Source organism: Pseudomonas sp. PSPC3-2 (assembly GCF_049897085.1).
Classification (GTDB): Bacteria; Pseudomonadota; Gammaproteobacteria; order Pseudomonadales; family Pseudomonadaceae; genus Aquipseudomonas; species Aquipseudomonas paraveronii.
In genome coordinates, this window is the sequence record NZ_JAFCVO010000009.1 from 107563 (window position 1) to 123143 (window position 15581).

Annotated in this window: 16 protein-coding genes and 1 other RNA gene; 7 read left to right on the plus strand and 10 right to left on the minus strand. The window is 62.4% G+C overall.

Translation table 11 applies throughout. The annotated features are described in order from the left end of the window. The first annotated feature begins 78 nt into the window (after window positions 1-78). Window positions 79-175, plus strand: an RNA gene (gene ffs / locus ACP7CJ_RS16510) — signal recognition particle sRNA small type. A gap of 232 nt (window positions 176-407) precedes the next feature. Here the strand turns inward: ffs and ACP7CJ_RS16515 are convergent. Continuing rightward, a complete protein-coding gene (locus ACP7CJ_RS16515) occupies window positions 408-1277 on the minus strand; it encodes a LysR family transcriptional regulator (protein ID WP_426100079.1) in 870 nt (289 codons plus the stop codon). Window positions 1278-1379: 102 nt separating this feature from the next. On the opposite strand from ACP7CJ_RS16515, the gene ACP7CJ_RS16520 reads away from it, so the two are divergent. Continuing rightward, window positions 1380-2345, plus strand: coding sequence for a DMT family transporter (locus ACP7CJ_RS16520; RefSeq protein ID WP_426100078.1), 966 nt, complete (start codon window positions 1380-1382; stop codon window positions 2343-2345). Here ACP7CJ_RS16520 and ACP7CJ_RS16525 read toward each other — a convergent pair. Both ACP7CJ_RS16525 and ACP7CJ_RS16530 read right to left on the minus strand, forming a co-directional pair. Continuing rightward, the gene (locus ACP7CJ_RS16525; RefSeq protein WP_276194309.1) at window positions 2259-2630 is read right to left on the minus strand and encodes a VOC family protein; all 372 of its coding nucleotides are present in this window, start codon (window positions 2628-2630) and stop codon (window positions 2259-2261) included. The two genes, ACP7CJ_RS16520 and ACP7CJ_RS16525, sit on opposite strands and share 87 nt — an antisense overlap. 52 nt (window positions 2631-2682) lie before the next feature. Next, window positions 2683-3444 carry a substrate-binding periplasmic protein gene (locus ACP7CJ_RS16530; protein WP_426100077.1) on the minus strand — a complete coding sequence of 254 codons (762 nt, stop codon included), beginning with the start codon at window positions 3442-3444 and terminating at the stop codon, window positions 2683-2685. A gap of 132 nt (window positions 3445-3576) precedes the next feature. Between ACP7CJ_RS16530 and dnaX the strand changes: the two genes are divergently transcribed. From dnaX to recR, 4 genes are all read left to right on the plus strand, one after another. Continuing rightward, a complete protein-coding gene (gene dnaX / locus ACP7CJ_RS16535; protein ID WP_426100076.1) occupies window positions 3577-5634 on the plus strand; it encodes a DNA polymerase III subunit gamma/tau in 2058 nt (685 codons plus the stop codon). A 42-nt stretch (window positions 5635-5676) separates the two neighbouring features. Continuing rightward, complete coding sequence (locus ACP7CJ_RS16540) at window positions 5677-6015, plus strand: YbaB/EbfC family nucleoid-associated protein (protein WP_017527493.1); 339 nt, start codon at window positions 5677-5679, stop codon at window positions 6013-6015. Window positions 6016-6184: 169 nt separating this feature from the next. After that, complete coding sequence (locus ACP7CJ_RS16545) at window positions 6185-7219, plus strand: NADP-dependent oxidoreductase (RefSeq protein WP_276194305.1); 1035 nt, start codon at window positions 6185-6187, stop codon at window positions 7217-7219. Between the two features lie 66 nt (window positions 7220-7285). Further along, window positions 7286-7888: a recombination mediator RecR gene (recR, locus tag ACP7CJ_RS16550; RefSeq protein ID WP_017845247.1), complete on the plus strand. Its 603-nt coding sequence runs from the start codon at window positions 7286-7288 to the stop codon at window positions 7886-7888. Window positions 7889-8079: 191 nt separating this feature from the next. Here the strand turns inward: recR and ACP7CJ_RS16555 are convergent, their stop codons facing one another. After that, the gene (locus tag ACP7CJ_RS16555; RefSeq protein ID WP_247406047.1) at window positions 8080-8628 is read right to left on the minus strand and encodes an adenine phosphoribosyltransferase; all 549 of its coding nucleotides are present in this window, start codon (window positions 8626-8628) and stop codon (window positions 8080-8082) included. An 81-nt stretch (window positions 8629-8709) separates the two neighbouring features. Then, window positions 8710-9444, minus strand: a complete 735-nt coding sequence (fnr, locus tag ACP7CJ_RS16560; protein ID WP_276194304.1) for a fumarate/nitrate reduction transcriptional regulator Fnr — start codon at window positions 9442-9444, stop codon at window positions 8710-8712. Window positions 9445-9596: 152 nt separating this feature from the next. On the opposite strand from fnr, the gene ACP7CJ_RS16565 reads away from it, so the two are divergent. Continuing rightward, a complete protein-coding gene (locus ACP7CJ_RS16565) occupies window positions 9597-10061 on the plus strand; it encodes a hypothetical protein (protein ID WP_426100075.1) in 465 nt (154 codons plus the stop codon). 6 nt (window positions 10062-10067) lie between these two features. Here ACP7CJ_RS16565 and hemN read toward each other — a convergent pair whose 3' ends face one another. The 5 genes from hemN to ACP7CJ_RS16590 all read right to left on the minus strand — a co-directional run bounded on the left by hemN (window position 10068) and on the right by ACP7CJ_RS16590 (window position 15576). Next, a complete protein-coding gene (hemN, locus tag ACP7CJ_RS16570) occupies window positions 10068-11450 on the minus strand; it encodes an oxygen-independent coproporphyrinogen III oxidase (protein WP_276194302.1) in 1383 nt (460 codons plus the stop codon). Window positions 11451-11553: 103 nt separating this feature from the next. Next, the gene (locus ACP7CJ_RS16575; RefSeq protein ID WP_276194301.1) at window positions 11554-12237 is read right to left on the minus strand and encodes a sulfite exporter TauE/SafE family protein; all 684 of its coding nucleotides are present in this window, start codon (window positions 12235-12237) and stop codon (window positions 11554-11556) included. Next, on the minus strand, window positions 12230-12448 hold the full coding sequence (gene ccoS / locus ACP7CJ_RS16580; protein ID WP_276194300.1) for a cbb3-type cytochrome oxidase assembly protein CcoS: 219 nt from the start codon (window positions 12446-12448) through the stop codon (window positions 12230-12232). The genes ACP7CJ_RS16575 and ccoS overlap by 8 nt, the downstream gene beginning before the upstream one ends. Before the next feature lie 22 nt (window positions 12449-12470). Next, entirely contained in the window at window positions 12471-14921 is a 2451-nt protein-coding gene (locus tag ACP7CJ_RS16585) for a heavy metal translocating P-type ATPase (RefSeq protein WP_276194299.1), read from the minus strand. 115 nt (window positions 14922-15036) lie between these two features. Then, window positions 15037-15576: a FixH family protein gene (locus ACP7CJ_RS16590; RefSeq protein ID WP_276194298.1), complete on the minus strand. Its 540-nt coding sequence runs from the start codon at window positions 15574-15576 to the stop codon at window positions 15037-15039. Window positions 15577-15581: the final 5 nt, after the last annotated feature.

The following is a 15581-nucleotide window of genomic DNA, read 5'->3' on the forward strand; positions in this document are numbered from 1 at the left end:
GCACCAATGGTTGTAACTTCCGATGAGATGGGTACAATGGCGCGGCTTGCCGAGAGGTGAGCGTCGTTATGGTGACCCCATCGGTCCCCCCGCAACGATTACCCGTGAACCTGGTCAGAGCCGGAAGGCAGCAGCCACAGCGGGAACATTGTGTGCCGGGGTGTGGCTGGTGGGGTTGCCTCCATAACGCTCCTCCTTGTAGTACCCCTTCTGTTTCAACTCCCTTTGTCTTCCTCTCAGCCGTCTGCCGGTATTTTATTGCGCAGCCTATGATGTGGTCGGCGTGCTGGCCTTCAAGGATGGCTGGGCCCTGGTCGAGTTCGTCAATGCTCAGGATCGGTCGTTCACCGGCTGGATCAGCCCGGATCAGTACGCGCGATTGGCCGCCCCGAAAAACTGATGTTTGATCAGTGTTGGCCGAAGGTTTCGCGCAGCAGCCCCGCGAACGCATCCCTGGCCAGATGCCGCTGCGTGTCCTTGTGCCAGAACAGCAGGTTATCCACGGCCGCCAGTTCTTCGAATCGGTACGAGGCCAACTGACTGGTCTGCTCATAGCGCGCCAGAATTCCCTCCGGCGCTAATGCCACGCCAATCCCCGCGCTGACGCAGCCGATGATCGTGCCCCAACTGGCGTAGCTGGCGATGGCCGGCTTGAGGTCGTGGGGTTTGACCCAGTTTTCCAGGGCGGCGCGATAAGGGCAGCCGGGCGGCCAGACCAGTAGGGTGCGTCCTGCCAGGTCCTCGGCGCCGTTGATCGGCGCGCTGGAGGGGCTGGCGATCAGCACCAGGCGTTCGCTGTAGACCACGCTGTGTTCGAGCTTGGTGCGTTTGTTACCGGCGGCTACCAGCGCCACGTCCAGGCGGTGGTGTTGCAGGTCGTCGAGCAGTTGGCTCCAGGCACCCGTCACCAGTTCCAGGCTGACGTCGGGATAGCGTCGATGGTATTCCGCCAGCAGCGGTGGCAGGCGGCCGCTGGCACTGGACTCCACCGCGCCGATACGCAAGGTGCCCCGAGGGATCGCGTTGGCGTCCACCGCTCGCTTGGATTCGTCCACCAGGGCCAGGATGCGCTCGCAGTAATCGAGGAAGATTTCACCGGCGGCACTGATCGCCAGCCCGCGTCCGGCACGGATGAACAACGGCGTGCCCAATTCGCTTTCCAGCTGTTTGATGCGCGTGGTGATGTTCGACGGCACGCAATGCAATTGCAGCGCGGCCTGGGCCACGCTGCCGGTTTGCGCCACGGCTCGCACCATCTTCAGTTGGGCCATTTCCATCGCTCAGTTCCACTGATTTCAGAAGTCAGAAACGCTTAATTGTCCTGCCGCATGACCCGGCCAAGACTGGCGGCACTCCTTTTCTGTTTCTGGATGCCGTCGATGAATGCCCCGTCACCCGCAAAGCTTACGCTAGTCATCGCCAGCGTGATCCTCTGTTGGGCCTATTCGCCGATTGGCGTACACGTGGGGCTGCACAGTTATAGCCCCGGCCAGTTGGCGTTGTTGCGGTTTCTGGTCGCATCGGTGTTCATGGGGGGTGTGGCGTTGGTGCAGGGCATCAGTCAGCCGCGCCTGCGGGATGTGCCATGGTTGCTGGTGCTGGGATTTTTCGGGGTGTTCCTGCATCACACTTGCCTCAACTACGGGCAGCAATGGGTGACAGCGGCGGCATCCAGTGTATTGGCGCAGTCGGCACCGCTGTTCAGTGTGCTGATTGCGTTTTTTGGCTTGAAGGAGCGGATCAGCGCCTGGCGCTGGAGCTGCGTATTGCTGGGGTTGCTCGGCGTGCTGGTGGTGATCTGGGGTGAGCAGGGTGTGGGTGACATCGATCCACGTGGTCTGTTGATCCTGTTGGCGGCGGTGTCGTGGAGCGTGTATTTCGCCATCCAGAAGCACTATGCCCACCGCTACAGCCCGTTGACCCTGGCGTGCTACATGGTGTGGTCGGGCACCCTGATGCTCTGCGTGAACCTGCCCGGCCTGCCCGCCGCCGTGGCGCAGGCGCCCTGGCCGGAAAACCTGGCGGTGCTGGTCCTGGGCATTTTCCCCAGCGCCCTGGCGTACCTTGCCTGGGCCTACGTGTTGAAGCATGTCGAGGTCAGCCGCGCATCGGTCGCGATGTACCTGGTTCCCCCGGTGGCCATGGCGATGGCGGCGACACTGCTGGGCGAGCACCTTGCCGGGCAGGTGATGCTCGGCGCGGTGATCGTGCTCGCCAGCGTGGCGGCCATCAGCCTGGAAGGACGCTGGCGGCGCTGCTCAGTCGCTCATGCAGAACGCCCGCAACCGATGGCCGTCGAGATCCTGGGCGACAAAGGTGTAGCCAAAGTCCACGACGGTCGGTGACTGAATGATCGTGGCGCCACGTTCCAGCCATTGGTCGTGCAGGGTATCCACGGCCGCCTGGTCGGGCAGGGCGAAACCCACTTCGCCGCCGCCGCCCGTGGCTTGGGCCGCCGGTTGCACGGTGTGGCGCGACCACAGGCCCAGCTTTACACCATTATTGAGAATGAACAGGGCAAAGGTAGGGTTCAACTCAACCGGTGCTTTGTCCAGCAGGCGGCTGTAGAAGTTGGCGCTGGTGGCGGGGCTGTCGACATACAGCAGGAAGTAATGGGCAACGGTGTTCATTGGGGCTCCTTGAGAACGGGGGTGGTTGAGCCCAGTCTATAAGGTGGCCCTGTCAGTTCTTGTCAGGAGCGTGCAAGGGCACTGCGTTTTCGCCGGTGTACAGCTTGATGATGTCGTCGATTTCGCCTGACATTTTCATCTGCAGCAGGGTGCGCAGGATTTGTTGCACCGGCAGGTCCGGGTCGTTGCGCACAACGCAGCCCAGGCTTTGCTCCTCGAGCATGGCAACTTTGTGCAGTCGCTGATCCATCGGCAGGTTCTGGTTGAAGCGGTCGACGATCCATTCATTGGCCACCGCATACTTGAAGCGCCCGGCCACCAGTTTGTGCAGCACCTGCTCTTCGCTGCGGGCGTCGTCGCGCCTCAATTGGCCGTTGGCGAACAGCGGGTCGAGTGTGGAGTAGCGGTAATTGAGCACTGTTCCGATCGACTGCGGCGCCAGCTGGGTCACTTGCACCGGATGGCTGTGAGCGCTGACCAATACGTTGCGCTGGACCAGCAGCGGGAGGCTCCAGATGTAGTCGTCAGACAAATTGTTGAGCCAGGCCTGGGCGACATAACAGCGCACATCGATGTCGCCATGGGCCATCGCGCTGGCAATGCGTGCCCTGGACAGTACGTGGAACTCGACCGGGCGGCCGACCTGGGCGGCCAGGCTCAACATCAGGTCATACAAAATGCCCTGGGTGGGTCGGCCGTCCTCCACTTGCACCATGGGCATCGCCCAACTGTCGGAAACAGAGAAACGCAACGGTGCGGGCGCCGCCAGGCTGGCCGTGGTGATCATCCATAAAGCGCCCAGGACTACGCGCATACACTCTCCGGGTTCAGGCCTTTTCATGGCCAATCTGGCAATCTTAGTCAGATTAGGCAAGCGTGCCGGATGCAATTTCCCCCTTGCTCCGCTAGCATTACCGGCTCCGCTTCTCAGTTGCGACGGTTTTCGATGAGTTATCAGGTTCTTGCACGTAAATGGCGCCCGCGCTCGTTCCGCGAAATGGTCGGCCAGACCCATGTGCTCAAGGCTCTGATCAATGCCTTGGACAGCCAACGGCTACACCACGCCTACCTGTTTACCGGTACTCGCGGTGTCGGCAAGACAACCATTGCCCGAATCATTGCCAAATGCCTGAACTGCGAAACGGGTATCACCTCGACGCCCTGCGGTACCTGCTCGGTGTGCCGCGAGATCGACGAAGGGCGTTTCGTCGACCTGATCGAGATCGACGCCGCGAGCCGCACCAAGGTCGAAGACACTCGCGAGCTGCTCGATAACGTGCAGTACGCGCCGAGCCGCGGCCGCTTCAAGGTCTACCTGATCGACGAAGTCCACATGCTCTCCAGCCACTCGTTCAACGCCTTGTTGAAAACTCTGGAAGAGCCGCCGCCCTACGTCAAATTCATCCTGGCCACCACCGATCCGCAGAAACTCCCTGCAACGATTTTGTCGCGGTGCCTGCAGTTCTCCCTTAAAAACATGACCCCGGAGCGCGTGGTCGAGCACTTGACCCACGTGCTGGGTGTCGAGAACGTGCCGTTTGAAGACGACGCACTGTGGCTGCTCGGCCGCGCTGCCGATGGTTCGATGCGTGATGCCATGAGCCTCACCGACCAGGCTATCGCCTTTGGTGAAGGCAAGGTCATGGCCGCCGATGTGCGAGCGATGCTTGGCACTCTCGACCACGGTCAGGTGTTCGACGTGTTGCACGCGTTGATCGAAGGCGACGCCAAGGCGTTGCTCGAAGCTGTGCGCCACTTGTCGGAGCAAGGTCCGGACTGGAACGGCGTGCTCTCGGAAATCCTCAACGTGCTGCACCGCGTCGCCATCGCCCAGGCCCTGCCGGAGGGTGTCGACAACGGCCACGGCGACCGCGACCGCGTGTTGGCGCTGGCCCAGGCGTTGCCGGCCGAAGACGTGCAGTTCTACTACCAGATGGGCCTGATCGGTCGCAGGGATTTGCCCCTGGCGCCGGACCCACGCGGCGGCTTCGAAATGGTCCTGCTGCGCATGCTGGCCTTCCGGCCCGCCGACTCGACAGACGCGCCGAGACAGCCGCTAAAGCCAGTGGGGATCAGCCAGGCCACAGTTGATTCCGCCAAACCCGTGGCTGGCGCGGCGGTGGTCGCGCCAGTGGTTGCTGCACCTGCACCTGCGCCGGTTGCGCCGGTTGCGCCGGTGCCTGAGCCTGAGCCTGTGGTTGTCGCGCCTGTGGTCGCGCCTGAACCGGTGGTCGAGCCAGCCCCGGCCCCGGTGGTCGACTTGCCCTGGAATGCCCCGGTGGAGGCTGAGCCCGCCGTGGAACCCATGCTGGAAACCGCCGGCGAGCAGCCCGAGCTAACGCCGATGCCCACACCGACCCCGGACAGCGTGGTGCCGGACGCGCCGGAGTGGGTCAGCGCGCCCGCCCCCGAGCCGACTGTCGCCCAGGTGGACGCCGCAACGCACGGCATCGACCTCGACGACGAACCGCCGCTGGACGAAGACTACATCGAGCCGGACATCGATTCGGCCTACAGCTACCTGGACGAACTGGCCAGTGAGCACGCTGCCGAGCCTGCCCCCGAACCCGAAGCGGAACCCGCTGCGGCGCCAGCCACCGGCCTGGCCCTGCAATGGCTGGAGTTGTTCCCGAAACTGCCGATTTCCGGCATGACCGGTAGCATCGCAGCCAACTGCACCCTGATCGCCATCGAGGGCGACCACTGGGTGCTGCACCTGGACCCGGCCCACAGCGCCCTGTTCAATACGACCCAGCAGCGCCGGCTCAACGATGCCCTCAACCAGTACCACGAGCGCACGCTGACCATCGCCATCGAGTTGATCAAGCCCGAGCAGGAAACCCCAGCCCAGGCCGCGACCCGCCGGCGCCTCAATCGCCAGCGCGAGGCCGAGGAGTCGATCCACGGTGACCCGCTCATCCAGCAATTGATGCAACAGTTCGGTGCGGTCGTCCGTCACGATACTATTGAACCTGTCGAAGCCCCGGTGCCCCAGGCGTCATAACCCGGGCTACTTATTGATCCACGTACTTTTGAGGTGATTCCCATGATGAAAGGTGGCATGGCCGGCCTGATGAAGCAGGCGCAGCAGATGCAGGAAAAAATGGCCAAGATGCAGGAAGAGCTGGCCAACGCCGAAGTCACCGGTAAAGCCGGTGGCGATATGGTCAGCGTGGTGATGACCGGTCGTCACGACATCAAGCGCGTGAGCATCGACCCGAGCCTGCTCGAAGGCGTCAGTGATGACGACCGTGAAGTGCTGGAAGATCTGTTCGCTGCGGCCGTCAATGACGCTGTGCGCAAGATCGAAGCCAACAGCCAGGACAAAATGTCCGGCGTGACCGCTGGCATGCAACTGCCTCCGGGCATGAAACTGCCGTTCTGATCGGCCAGCCTTAGCTAGACTGAAATGCCAGGCATCGCGCCTGGCATTTTTTTTGGCTGTTAACCCCTCTGCATTTGCTACCGGGCGGCAACTATGACGAACCTCGGCGCCTTGGCCAGTGTCTGCACTTAATGCCATTGAATTCGCTCATCGATAAAGGAGTCCCTCGATGCCTCAAGCACCGATTCTTAACCAGCGCATTGTTCTCGTCTCGCGCCCTCAAGGCGCGCCAACCCCGGAAAACTTCCGCCTCGAACGCGTGACGCTGCCGGAACTGGCAGACGGCCAAGTCTTGTTGAAGACGCTGTACCTGTCCCTCGACCCCTACATGCGTGGGCGCATGAGTGATGCTCCGTCCTACGCCGCTCCGGTAGAAATCGACGAAGTGATGACGGGTGGCGCTGTCAGCCGTATCGAGCAGTCGCGCAACCCGAAATTCGAAGTGGGCGACCTGGTGGTCGGCTCCACTGGCTGGCAAAGCCACAGCGTTTGCGACGGTCGCAACCTGATACCGGTGCCCAACGGCCTGGCCAGTCCGTCGATGGCATTGGGTGTGCTGGGCATGCCGGGCATGACCGCCTACATGGGCCTGATGGATATCGGCCAGCCCAAAGCCGGGGAAACCCTGGTGGTGGCGGCAGCGTCCGGTGCGGTGGGCTCGGTGGTGGGCCAGGTGGCCAAGCTCAAGGGCCTGCGCGTGGTGGGGGTTGCGGGCGGGGCCGACAAGTGCCGTTACGTGGTGGATGAACTGGGCTTTGATGCCTGCATTGACCACAAAAGCGAGCACTTCGCCGATGAATTGGCCCATGCCTGTTTCAAGGGCGTGGATATCTACTTTGAAAGCGTCGGTGGCAAGGTGTTCGATGCCGTGGTGCCGCTGCTCAACCCCAAGGCGCGGATTCCGCTGTGCGGGCTGATCGCCGGTTATAACGCCGATGAAGCGCCGAGCGGCCCTGATCGACTGCCGGCGCTGCAACGCACCTTGTTGACCAAGCGCGTGCGTATCCAGGGCTTTATCGTGTTCGATGACTACGGCGATCGCCAGCCGGAATTCCTCAGCGCCATGGCGCCGTGGGTACGTGACGGCAAGATCAAGTTCCGCGAAGACGTGGTCGATGGCCTGGAGCAGGCGCCTGAAGCGTTTATCGGTTTGCTCGAAGGACGCAACTTCGGCAAGTTGGTGGTACGCGTCGCGCAGGATTGAGCATTTGACGCTAATCCGGGGCGCGGGTATAAACCGCGTCTCGTTGTTTTGTCGGACCTTTCGCCCATGAGCTTCAGCCCCCTGATTCGCCAACTGATCGACGCCCTGCGTACCTTACCCGGCGTCGGCCAGAAAACCGCCCAGCGCATGGCGCTGCAACTGCTGGAGCGTGATCGCAGCGGCGGTACCCGGTTGGCCCAGGCCTTGAGCCAGGCCATGGAAGGCGTTGGCCACTGTCGCCAGTGCCGCACCCTCACCGAAGAAGAACTCTGCCCGCAATGCGCCGACCCTCGCCGCGATGACACGCTGTTGTGCGTGGTGGAAGGACCGATGGACGTGTACGCGGTGGAGCAGACCGGTTATCGCGGGCGCTACTTCGTGCTCAAAGGCCATCTGTCGCCGTTGGACGGTCTGGGCCCCGAGGCCATCGGCATTCCGCAACTGGTGGCGCGGATTGAAGCGCAGGGCACCTTTACCGAGGTGATTCTGGCCACCAACCCAACCGTGGAAGGTGAAGCGACCGCCCATTACATTGCCCAACTGCTGAGCAACAAAGGCCTGGTCACCTCACGTATCGCCCACGGCGTGCCGCTGGGTGGCGAGCTGGAATTGGTGGACGGCGGCACCCTGGCGCACTCGTTCGCAGGGCGTAAACCGATCGCCCTCTAAGCCACGCCGCAGGACAAGTTGTGGGAGGGGGATTGCTCCCGATAGCGGTGCTTCAGTCACCTTTGCATTGGCTGATATGCCGCCATCGGGAGCAAGCCCCCTCCCACATTGGTTTTGTGTTGTCGGTGATATACGTGCCTGGTTTGATGGGCAAGCAAGTTGTCCATCGAGGGCGCCAGTTCAGACAACCCTCAGCGCTCGCTCAACGCAAACTGCGTCAGGCAAAACGTTGGAATCTCCATATCTTCCAGGCGTTGCGAGCCACCCAGCTCCGGCAGGTCGATAATCGCCGCCGCTTCAAAAACCTTCGCGCCCATGCGCCGCACCAGGTTCGCCGCAGCGATCAGCGTGCCGCCGGTGGCGATCAGGTCATCGAAGATCAGCACCGAGTCGCCCTCACACAGGCTGTCGGCATGCACTTCGAGGAAGGCTTCGCCGTATTCGGTCTGGTAACCCTCGGCCAGCACGTCGGCCGGCAGCTTGCCTTGCTTGCGGAACAGGATCAGCGGTTTGTTCAATTGGTAGGCGATGATCGAGCCGATCAGGAAACCCCGGGCATCCATCGCACCAATGTGGCTGAAATCGGCTTCGACATAGCGGTGGACAAAGGTGTCGGCCACCAGGCGCAGGGCCTTGGGCGACTGGAACAGCGGCGTGATGTCGCGAAAGATCACCCCAGGCTTGGGGAAGTCGATGACAGGGCGGATCAGGGATTTGATGTCGAACGAATCGAAGGTCATCGTCGAAGAGTCCTGGGGCGGAAAACGGACTCGAAGTATACCTTGCGGCCTTGCCGATTGGCGCGGCCGCAAATGTCTGGATCAGCCCTCCAGGGAGCCGCCCGCCAACGCACACAGTTGGATCGGGTCGAGGATATGCACTTCCTTGCCTTCGGCGGCAAGCAGCTCGTTCTGCTGGAAACGGGTAAACACCCGGGACACGGTTTCTACCGCCAGGCCCAGGTAATTGCCGATTTCATTGCGCGACATGCTCAGGCGGAACTGGTTGGCCGAGAAACCACGGGCACGGAATCGCGCTGACAGGTTGACCAGGAAGGTGGCGATACGCTCGTCGGCGGTTTTCTTCGACAGCAGCAGCATCATTTGCTGGTCGTCACGAATCTCGCGGCTCATGACGCGCATCAGTTGGCGGCGCAGTTGCGGCAATTGCAGGGCCAGTTCGTCCAGGCGCTCGAAAGGAATTTCGCATACCGATGTGGTTTCCAGGGCCTGGGCCGACACCGGATGAATCTCGGTGTCCATTCCCGACAGTCCGACCAGCTCGCTCGGCAGGTGGAAGCCGGTGATCTGCTCTTCGCCGCTGTCGCTCAGGCTGAATGTCTTCAATGCACCCGAACGTACTGCATAGACGGAATCGAACTTGTCGCCCTGGCGAAACAGAAACTCGCCTTTTTTCAGCGGGCGCCCGCGTTTAACGATTTCGTCCAGCGCATCCATGTCTTCCAGATTCAATGAAAGTGGTAAGCAGAGGGGTGCCAGGCTGCAATCCTTGCAATGGGCCTGGCTGTTAGCGCGCAGCTTAACGGGCTCGGACATTTCTTAAATCCTTGTGGGAAAACACACATAAGACGTAAGGGTAACGCACTGTGGGTAGAAGAGGCCAGCATGGACGAAAAACCAATGGGTATGAAGATTTTCCAGCAGCGGCCGATGCATTGCTGTCGAACAGAAACTCAGTGGTTTACAAAATGCTTTCTTTTACTACGAATTTGGTTTCTCGCACCCTGATACAGGTGCAGCCTGAAACCAAACAGGTTAATGCCGCAAACGAAATTGCTGCGGCGTCGGCTACCGATGAGGTCAAACCGGCGGTTTCCGTCACTATTTCCGGCGCTGCAATGAAAGCTTCGGCAACCGATAAAAACGCCAACAGTGACATTGACGACAGCGGCCTGGCAGACAACGTCAAGAATTTGCTGAAGATGCTTCGTAATATCAAGAAGCAAATTGCCGAGAAGCAGGCAGAGATGGCTGCAGTGATGGCTGATAAGCGCCTCAGCCCTGAACAAGCACGCGCCAAGCTTTCCGGCTTGCAAGCTGCTTTGGGCGGGCTGCAAGCCAGCATGACCAGCGCTCAGGCTTCCCTGGCCAAAGTGATGAAGGGCATGGGTGCCAGCGATGCGATGACCACCGCCAGCCTGGCGTTGAAGTAGGCGCGCTCAGATCACCCGCGAAAACCGCTGCCTGTTCTGATGCTCAAGATAGGCATCGAACACCATGCACACCGAGCGCACCAGCAGCCGCCCGGCGGGTAGAACGCAAATGCCTTGTGCGTTCAGTTCGATCAAGCCGTCTTCGGCCATCGTTTCAAGTTGTGGCCAGATGTCGTCGAAGTAGCCGCGAAAATCGATATTGAACGCCTGTTCGATCTGCTCGAAGGTCAGGCTGAAATTGCAGATCAATTGCTGAATCACTTCCCGCCGCAACCGATCATCGGTGGTGCAGATCAGGCCGCGGTTGGTCGCCAGTTGCGCATCGGCCAGGGCGTGCTGGTAGCTATTGATGTCGCTGGTGTTCTGGCAATACAGATCGCCGATTTGGCTGATGGCCGAGACCCCAAGCCCGATCAGGTCGCAATGACCGTGAGTGGTATAGCCCTGGAAGTTGCGTTGCAGGGTGCCTTCTTCCTGGGCGATGGCCAATTCGTCATCCGGTAGCGCGAAGTGGTCCATGCCGATATAGCGGTAGCCAGCGTTGGTCAGTTGTTCGATGGTGGTTTGCAGCATCAGCAGTTTTGCCTCCGGGGACGGCAGTTCATCGGCGTTGATCCGCCGCTGAGGCATGAAACGTTCCGGCAAGTGCGCATAGTTGAACACTGACAGGCGATCCGGTTGCAGCTTGATCACCTCTTCTATGGTGCGCGCGAAGTTGATCGGTGTTTGCTTGGGCAGGCCGTAGATCAGGTCGATATTGATCGAGCGGTACTGCAGGGTGCGCGCCGCATCGATGACGGCGCGGGTCTCTTCCAGGCTTTGCAGGCGGTTGACCGCCCGTTGCACTTCGGGGTCGAGGTCTTGCAGGCCGATACTGACGCGGTTGAAGCCCAACTCGCGCAGCAGCCCCATGGTTGCCCAGTCGGCTTCGCGCGGGTCGATCTCGATGCTGTAGTCGCCGGAATCATCATCGAGCAGGTTGAAATGCTTACGCAGGGAGGTCATCACCTGGCGCAGTTCGTCATGGCTGAGAAAGGTCGGGGTGCCGCCGCCGAAATGCAGCTGTTCCACGGTTTGTTTCGGGTCGAGGTGGCAGGCGATCAGTTGGATCTCCTGTTCCAGGCGCTGCAGGTAGGGTTGGGCGCGGCCGCGGTCCTTGGTGATGACTTTGTTGCAGGCACAGTAATAGCAAATGTTTGCGCAGAACGGCACGTGCACATACAGCGACAACGGTCGTGCAGCCTTGCGGCTGTCGCGCAGGGCGTGGAGCAGGTCGAACGAGCCAACCTCGCTTTCAAATTGCACAGCGGTGGGGTAGGACGTGTAGCGCGGTCCGGCCAAGTCGTAGCGGTGAATCAGATTGGTGTCCCAACGAATGGCGTCGAGCATGCGGGCGTTCCCCCGGATAGACTAATGGGTCGAGTCTAGGGGCGTGGCGGATAGCGCATCTTGATTTGCGTCAACGGGGAGCGGCGCTATGCCACACGGCCTTTTAGTGGCCCATTAGCCAGTGCTGATGGGGCCCGGGCAAGGTCCAAATCCCGAACAGCATCACCAGCACGCCGCCGGCCGTGCGCACACTGCGCTTGCGCAATAGTGCCGTGACGCGTTCGGCTGCCAGTCCGGTCGCCAGCAGCACTGGCCAAGTACCTAGCCCGAACGCCAGCATCAGCACCGCACTGTCCAGTGCATTGCCTTGGCTGGCGGCCCACAGCAGGGTGCTGTAGACCAACCCGCACGGCAACCAGCCCCACAGCGCGCCCAACAGCAGGGCGCGGGGCAGGCTGGATACCGGCAGTAAACGGTTGGCGAACGGCTGGATGTGCCGCCACAGGCCGCGGCCGAGGCTTTCGATGCGGGTGAGGCCGCTCCACCAGCCGGCCAGGTACAGGCCCATGCTGATCAGCAGCAGGCCGGCCAGCACGCGCATGAACATCGCCGCCGGGCTGTTGGCCACGGCCCAGCCGGCCAGGCCGATCAGCAGGCCGGCGGTGGCATAGCTGAGGATGCGTCCCAGGTTGTACGCGAGCAGCAGGCGGAACCTGCGGCTGCGTTGCTCCTTGGGGATCGCCAGGGTCAGCGCGCCCATCAGGCCGCCGCACATGCCCAGGCAATGGCCGCCCCCCAGCAGGCCAAGGATCAGCGCGGAGACCAGCAGCGGCGCCAAATCAAGCATGGGGCGGATCTTTGGGGGCGGCGGGGGGCTCGGGGCTTTTGGCCTTGTCGATGGCGGCCAGGTGGTTGGGGTCCTGATCGTCGAACAGCACGCTGTGGGCCGGACCATCGAGGTCGTCGTACTGGCCGCTGTCCACTGCCCAAAAAAAGATATAGATGGCGATGGCCACAATCAGCAGCGCCGCTGGAATCATTATGTATAAAGCTGGCATCTGCACTCCATGCCCGTGCGGCTCATACCGGCAGCGGACGGGTTACTGAGGGGGCGCCGACGGCCGGCGCGCTCGGCAGGCGAGTCAGGCGCAGGGCGTTGAGCACCACGGTCAACGAACTGAGGGACATGCCGACCGCCGCCCAGATCGGTGTGATCCAACCGAGGGCCGCAAACGGCAGCATAAGGCCATTGTACAGTCCGGCCCACAGCAGATTCTCCGTGATGACCCGACGGGTGCGGCGCGCCAGGGTAAACGCTTGTACCAGGGCGTCCAGGCGGTTGGACAGCAACACCGCATCCGCGCTGGTTTTTGCCAGGTCGGTGGCCGAGCCCATGGCCACGCTGATATCGGCAGCGGCCAGCACCGGCACATCGTTCACCCCGTCGCCGAGCATCAGCACTTTGCGCCCTTCTTTATGCAATTGTTGCAGCACTCGCAGCTTGTCATCGGGGCGCAGGCCGCCGTGGGCTTCGTCGATGCCCAGTTCGGCGGCGACGCTTTCGACCATCGGCGAACTGTCGCCCGACAGCAGCAGTGTGCGCCAGCCGCGCGCCTTGCAGGCCGCGAGCAGGGCGGGGGCGTCGCTGCGCAGGCGGTCATCCAGGACGAACCAGGCGAGGGCGCCGTCACGGTCGCCCAACAGCAGCCATTGCCCGGCTTCATCCGGCGCGGCAGGGATCGGGCAACTGCTGAGTTCGCACGCATAGCCTGGCTGGCCGATGCGCAGTTGGCGCTCGCCCACCCAGCCTTCCAGACCGAGTCCGGGGGCGCTGAGCACTTCGTCGGCGGCCAGGGGCGCTCGGCCGAAGGCGCGGGCGATCGGGTGTTCGGAGCGATTTTCCAGGGCGGCGGCGAGGCCCAGGCACTGGTCGCTGTTCAACGCGCCCAGGGGGCGGATCGCACGCAGCGCCAGGCGCCCCTCGGTGAGGGTGCCGGTCTTGTCGAAAATCACCGTGTCGATCTGGTTCAGGCCTTCCAGCACATGGCCACGGGTCAGCAGCAGACCGAGTTTGTGCAGGGTGCCGGTGGCGGCGGTCAGGGCGGTCGGCGTGGCCAGCGACAGCGCGCACGGGCAGGTCGCCACGAGCATTGCCAGTACGATCCAGAACGCCCGCGATGCGTCCAACTGCCACCACAACAGGCCGATCAGCACGGCAGCGATCAGCGAGCACAGCAGGAACCACTGCGCGGCGCGATCGGCGATTTGCGCCAGGCGCGGTTTTTCCGCCTGGGCCCGCTCCAGCAGGCGCACGATGGCGGACAGGCGCGTGTCATGGCCCAAGGCGCGGACTTCGACGGTCAGCGCGCCTTCGACGTTGAGGGTGCCGGCCGTTACCGCATCGCCGACTTGACGCGGTTGCGGCAGGTATTCGCCGGTGAGCAGGGATTCATCGATGCTGGACTGGCCGTCGAGGATCACCCCATCTGCCGGCAGCACTGCGCCGGGATGAACCAGCACGCGGTCGCCCAGGGCCAGTTCGGGGAGCAGGATGCGTTCGCTCTGACCTTCAGCATTCAAGCGCAGGCACGAGGCCGGCAGCAGGTTGACCAACTGCGCGGTCGCGGCGGCTGTGCGTTCGCGGGCACGCCGCTCCAGGTAGCGGCCGGTCAGCAGGAAGAGCGCGAACATGCCCACCGCGTCGAAATACAGTTCACCCACGCCGGTGATCGCGGTCCAGATCCCTGCGAGGTAAGCCCCGCCAATGGCCAGGGATACCGAGACGTCCATGGTCAGGTGGCGGGTGCGCAGGTCGCGCATGGCGCCCTTGAAAAACGGCGCACAGCTGTAGAACACAATGGGCGTGGTCAGAAACATCGCGACCCAACGCAGGATGACATGCAGCTCCGAGCTCAGGTCGATATTGAATTCCGGCCAGGTGGCCATGGTTGCCATCATCGCCTGGAACCACAGCAAGCCGGCAACGCCGAGTTGGCGCAAGGCCAGGCGGTTTTCGCCGGCCAATTGCTCGGCGGCGCGGTCTGCCTGATAAGGGTGGGCCGCGTAGCCGATATGGCGCAGCTCACTGAGCAGTTGGCTCAACGGCAGTTGTCCGTCGGCCCAGCGCACTTGCAGGCGATGGTTGGACAGGTTCAGGCGCGCCTCGGCCACGGCGGGCAGGCTGCGCAGGTGTTTTTCGATCAGCCAGCCGCAGGCTGCGCAACTGATGCCTTCCATCAGCAGCGTGGCTTCGGCCAGTTCGCCGTCGTGGCGCACGAAGGGTTTTTGCACATCGGCGCGGTCATACAGCGCCAATTCGTCCACCAGTTGCACCGGCAGCGCCTCGGGGTTGGCCGAGGCTTCGCTGCGGTGCTGGTAATAGCTTTCCAACCCGCCCGCCACGATTGCTTCGGCCACCGCCTGGCAGCCCGGGCAGCAGAGTTCGCGGCGCTCGCCGAGGATCACGGCGGTGAAGCGGCTACCGGGTGGAACGGGCAGGGCGCAGTGGTAGCAGGGGGTTGGGGTGGTCATGGCGTTAGATCTTTGGTGGCGGGTAGGGCCTCATCGCGGGCAAGCCCGCTCCCACAGTGGATTGCGGTGTCCATGTGGGAGCGGGCTTGCCCGCGATGTGTGAAGCGCAGCCTGTTTACTTCTTCAGGTCTTCAGCACCCTGCAGCGGTTCATCCCCCAGCAGCAAGTCCTTGTCGTGGCTGATCTGTTCTTCTTCGAACAAGCGCCAGGTCCTGTCGCCTTCCACGCCGAGCAGTTCGACGAAGCGCCGGCCTTCGACCTTGTCGGTGACCTGGCCGATGTAGCGACCGGGTTCGCTGTCGCTGCGGGCCAGGTTGATCTTGCGGTCTTTCTCCGGCTGGGTCGGCGAAATCAGGTTCAGTTCCAGGCTGGCCGGGTTGCTGTAGCCAGTAAGGTGCAGTTCGACTTCGCCGGTCAACTCGTCCAGACGAACCTTGGCACGTAGCTGCAGGGTCTGGGCCAGGCGTTCGCGGTCCAGGGAGCGATTGATGCCTTTGCCTGCCTCGTAATAGTTGTCGTTGACCAGGTTGTCCGGGTTGTTCACTGCAATGGTCACCATGGACAAGGTCAAGGTCACTGAGCAGGCCAGGATTGCGATGATGATCCAGGGCCAGAGGTGCTTGTACCAGGGACTTGCGGCAGTGGCTACGGGCATTGTTC

Coding starts and splice junctions, on each gene's coding strand:
- ACP7CJ_RS16515 (WP_426100079.1), bottom strand. CDS start 1,277: ATGGAAATGGCCCAACTGAAGATGGTGCGAGCCGTGGCGCAAACCGGC.
- ACP7CJ_RS16520 (WP_426100078.1), top strand. CDS start 1,380: ATGAATGCCCCGTCACCCGCAAAGCTTACGCTAGTCATCGCCAGCGTG.
- ACP7CJ_RS16525 (WP_276194309.1), bottom strand. CDS start 2,630: ATGAACACCGTTGCCCATTACTTCCTGCTGTATGTCGACAGCCCCGCC.
- ACP7CJ_RS16530 (WP_426100077.1), bottom strand. CDS start 3,444: ATGCGCGTAGTCCTGGGCGCTTTATGGATGATCACCACGGCCAGCCTG.
- dnaX (WP_426100076.1), top strand. CDS start 3,577: ATGAGTTATCAGGTTCTTGCACGTAAATGGCGCCCGCGCTCGTTCCGC.
- ACP7CJ_RS16540 (WP_017527493.1), top strand. CDS start 5,677: ATGATGAAAGGTGGCATGGCCGGCCTGATGAAGCAGGCGCAGCAGATG.
- ACP7CJ_RS16545 (WP_276194305.1), top strand. CDS start 6,185: ATGCCTCAAGCACCGATTCTTAACCAGCGCATTGTTCTCGTCTCGCGC.
- recR (WP_017845247.1), top strand. CDS start 7,286: ATGAGCTTCAGCCCCCTGATTCGCCAACTGATCGACGCCCTGCGTACC.
- ACP7CJ_RS16555 (WP_247406047.1), bottom strand. CDS start 8,628: ATGACCTTCGATTCGTTCGACATCAAATCCCTGATCCGCCCTGTCATC.
- fnr (WP_276194304.1), bottom strand. CDS start 9,444: ATGTCCGAGCCCGTTAAGCTGCGCGCTAACAGCCAGGCCCATTGCAAG.
- ACP7CJ_RS16565 (WP_426100075.1), top strand. CDS start 9,597: ATGCTTTCTTTTACTACGAATTTGGTTTCTCGCACCCTGATACAGGTG.
- hemN (WP_276194302.1), bottom strand. CDS start 11,450: ATGCTCGACGCCATTCGTTGGGACACCAATCTGATTCACCGCTACGAC.
- ACP7CJ_RS16575 (WP_276194301.1), bottom strand. CDS start 12,237: ATGCTTGATTTGGCGCCGCTGCTGGTCTCCGCGCTGATCCTTGGCCTG.
- ccoS (WP_276194300.1), bottom strand. CDS start 12,448: ATGCCAGCTTTATACATAATGATTCCAGCGGCGCTGCTGATTGTGGCC.
- ACP7CJ_RS16585 (WP_276194299.1), bottom strand. CDS start 14,921: ATGACCACCCCAACCCCCTGCTACCACTGCGCCCTGCCCGTTCCACCC.
- ACP7CJ_RS16590 (WP_276194298.1), bottom strand. CDS start 15,576: ATGCCCGTAGCCACTGCCGCAAGTCCCTGGTACAAGCACCTCTGGCCC.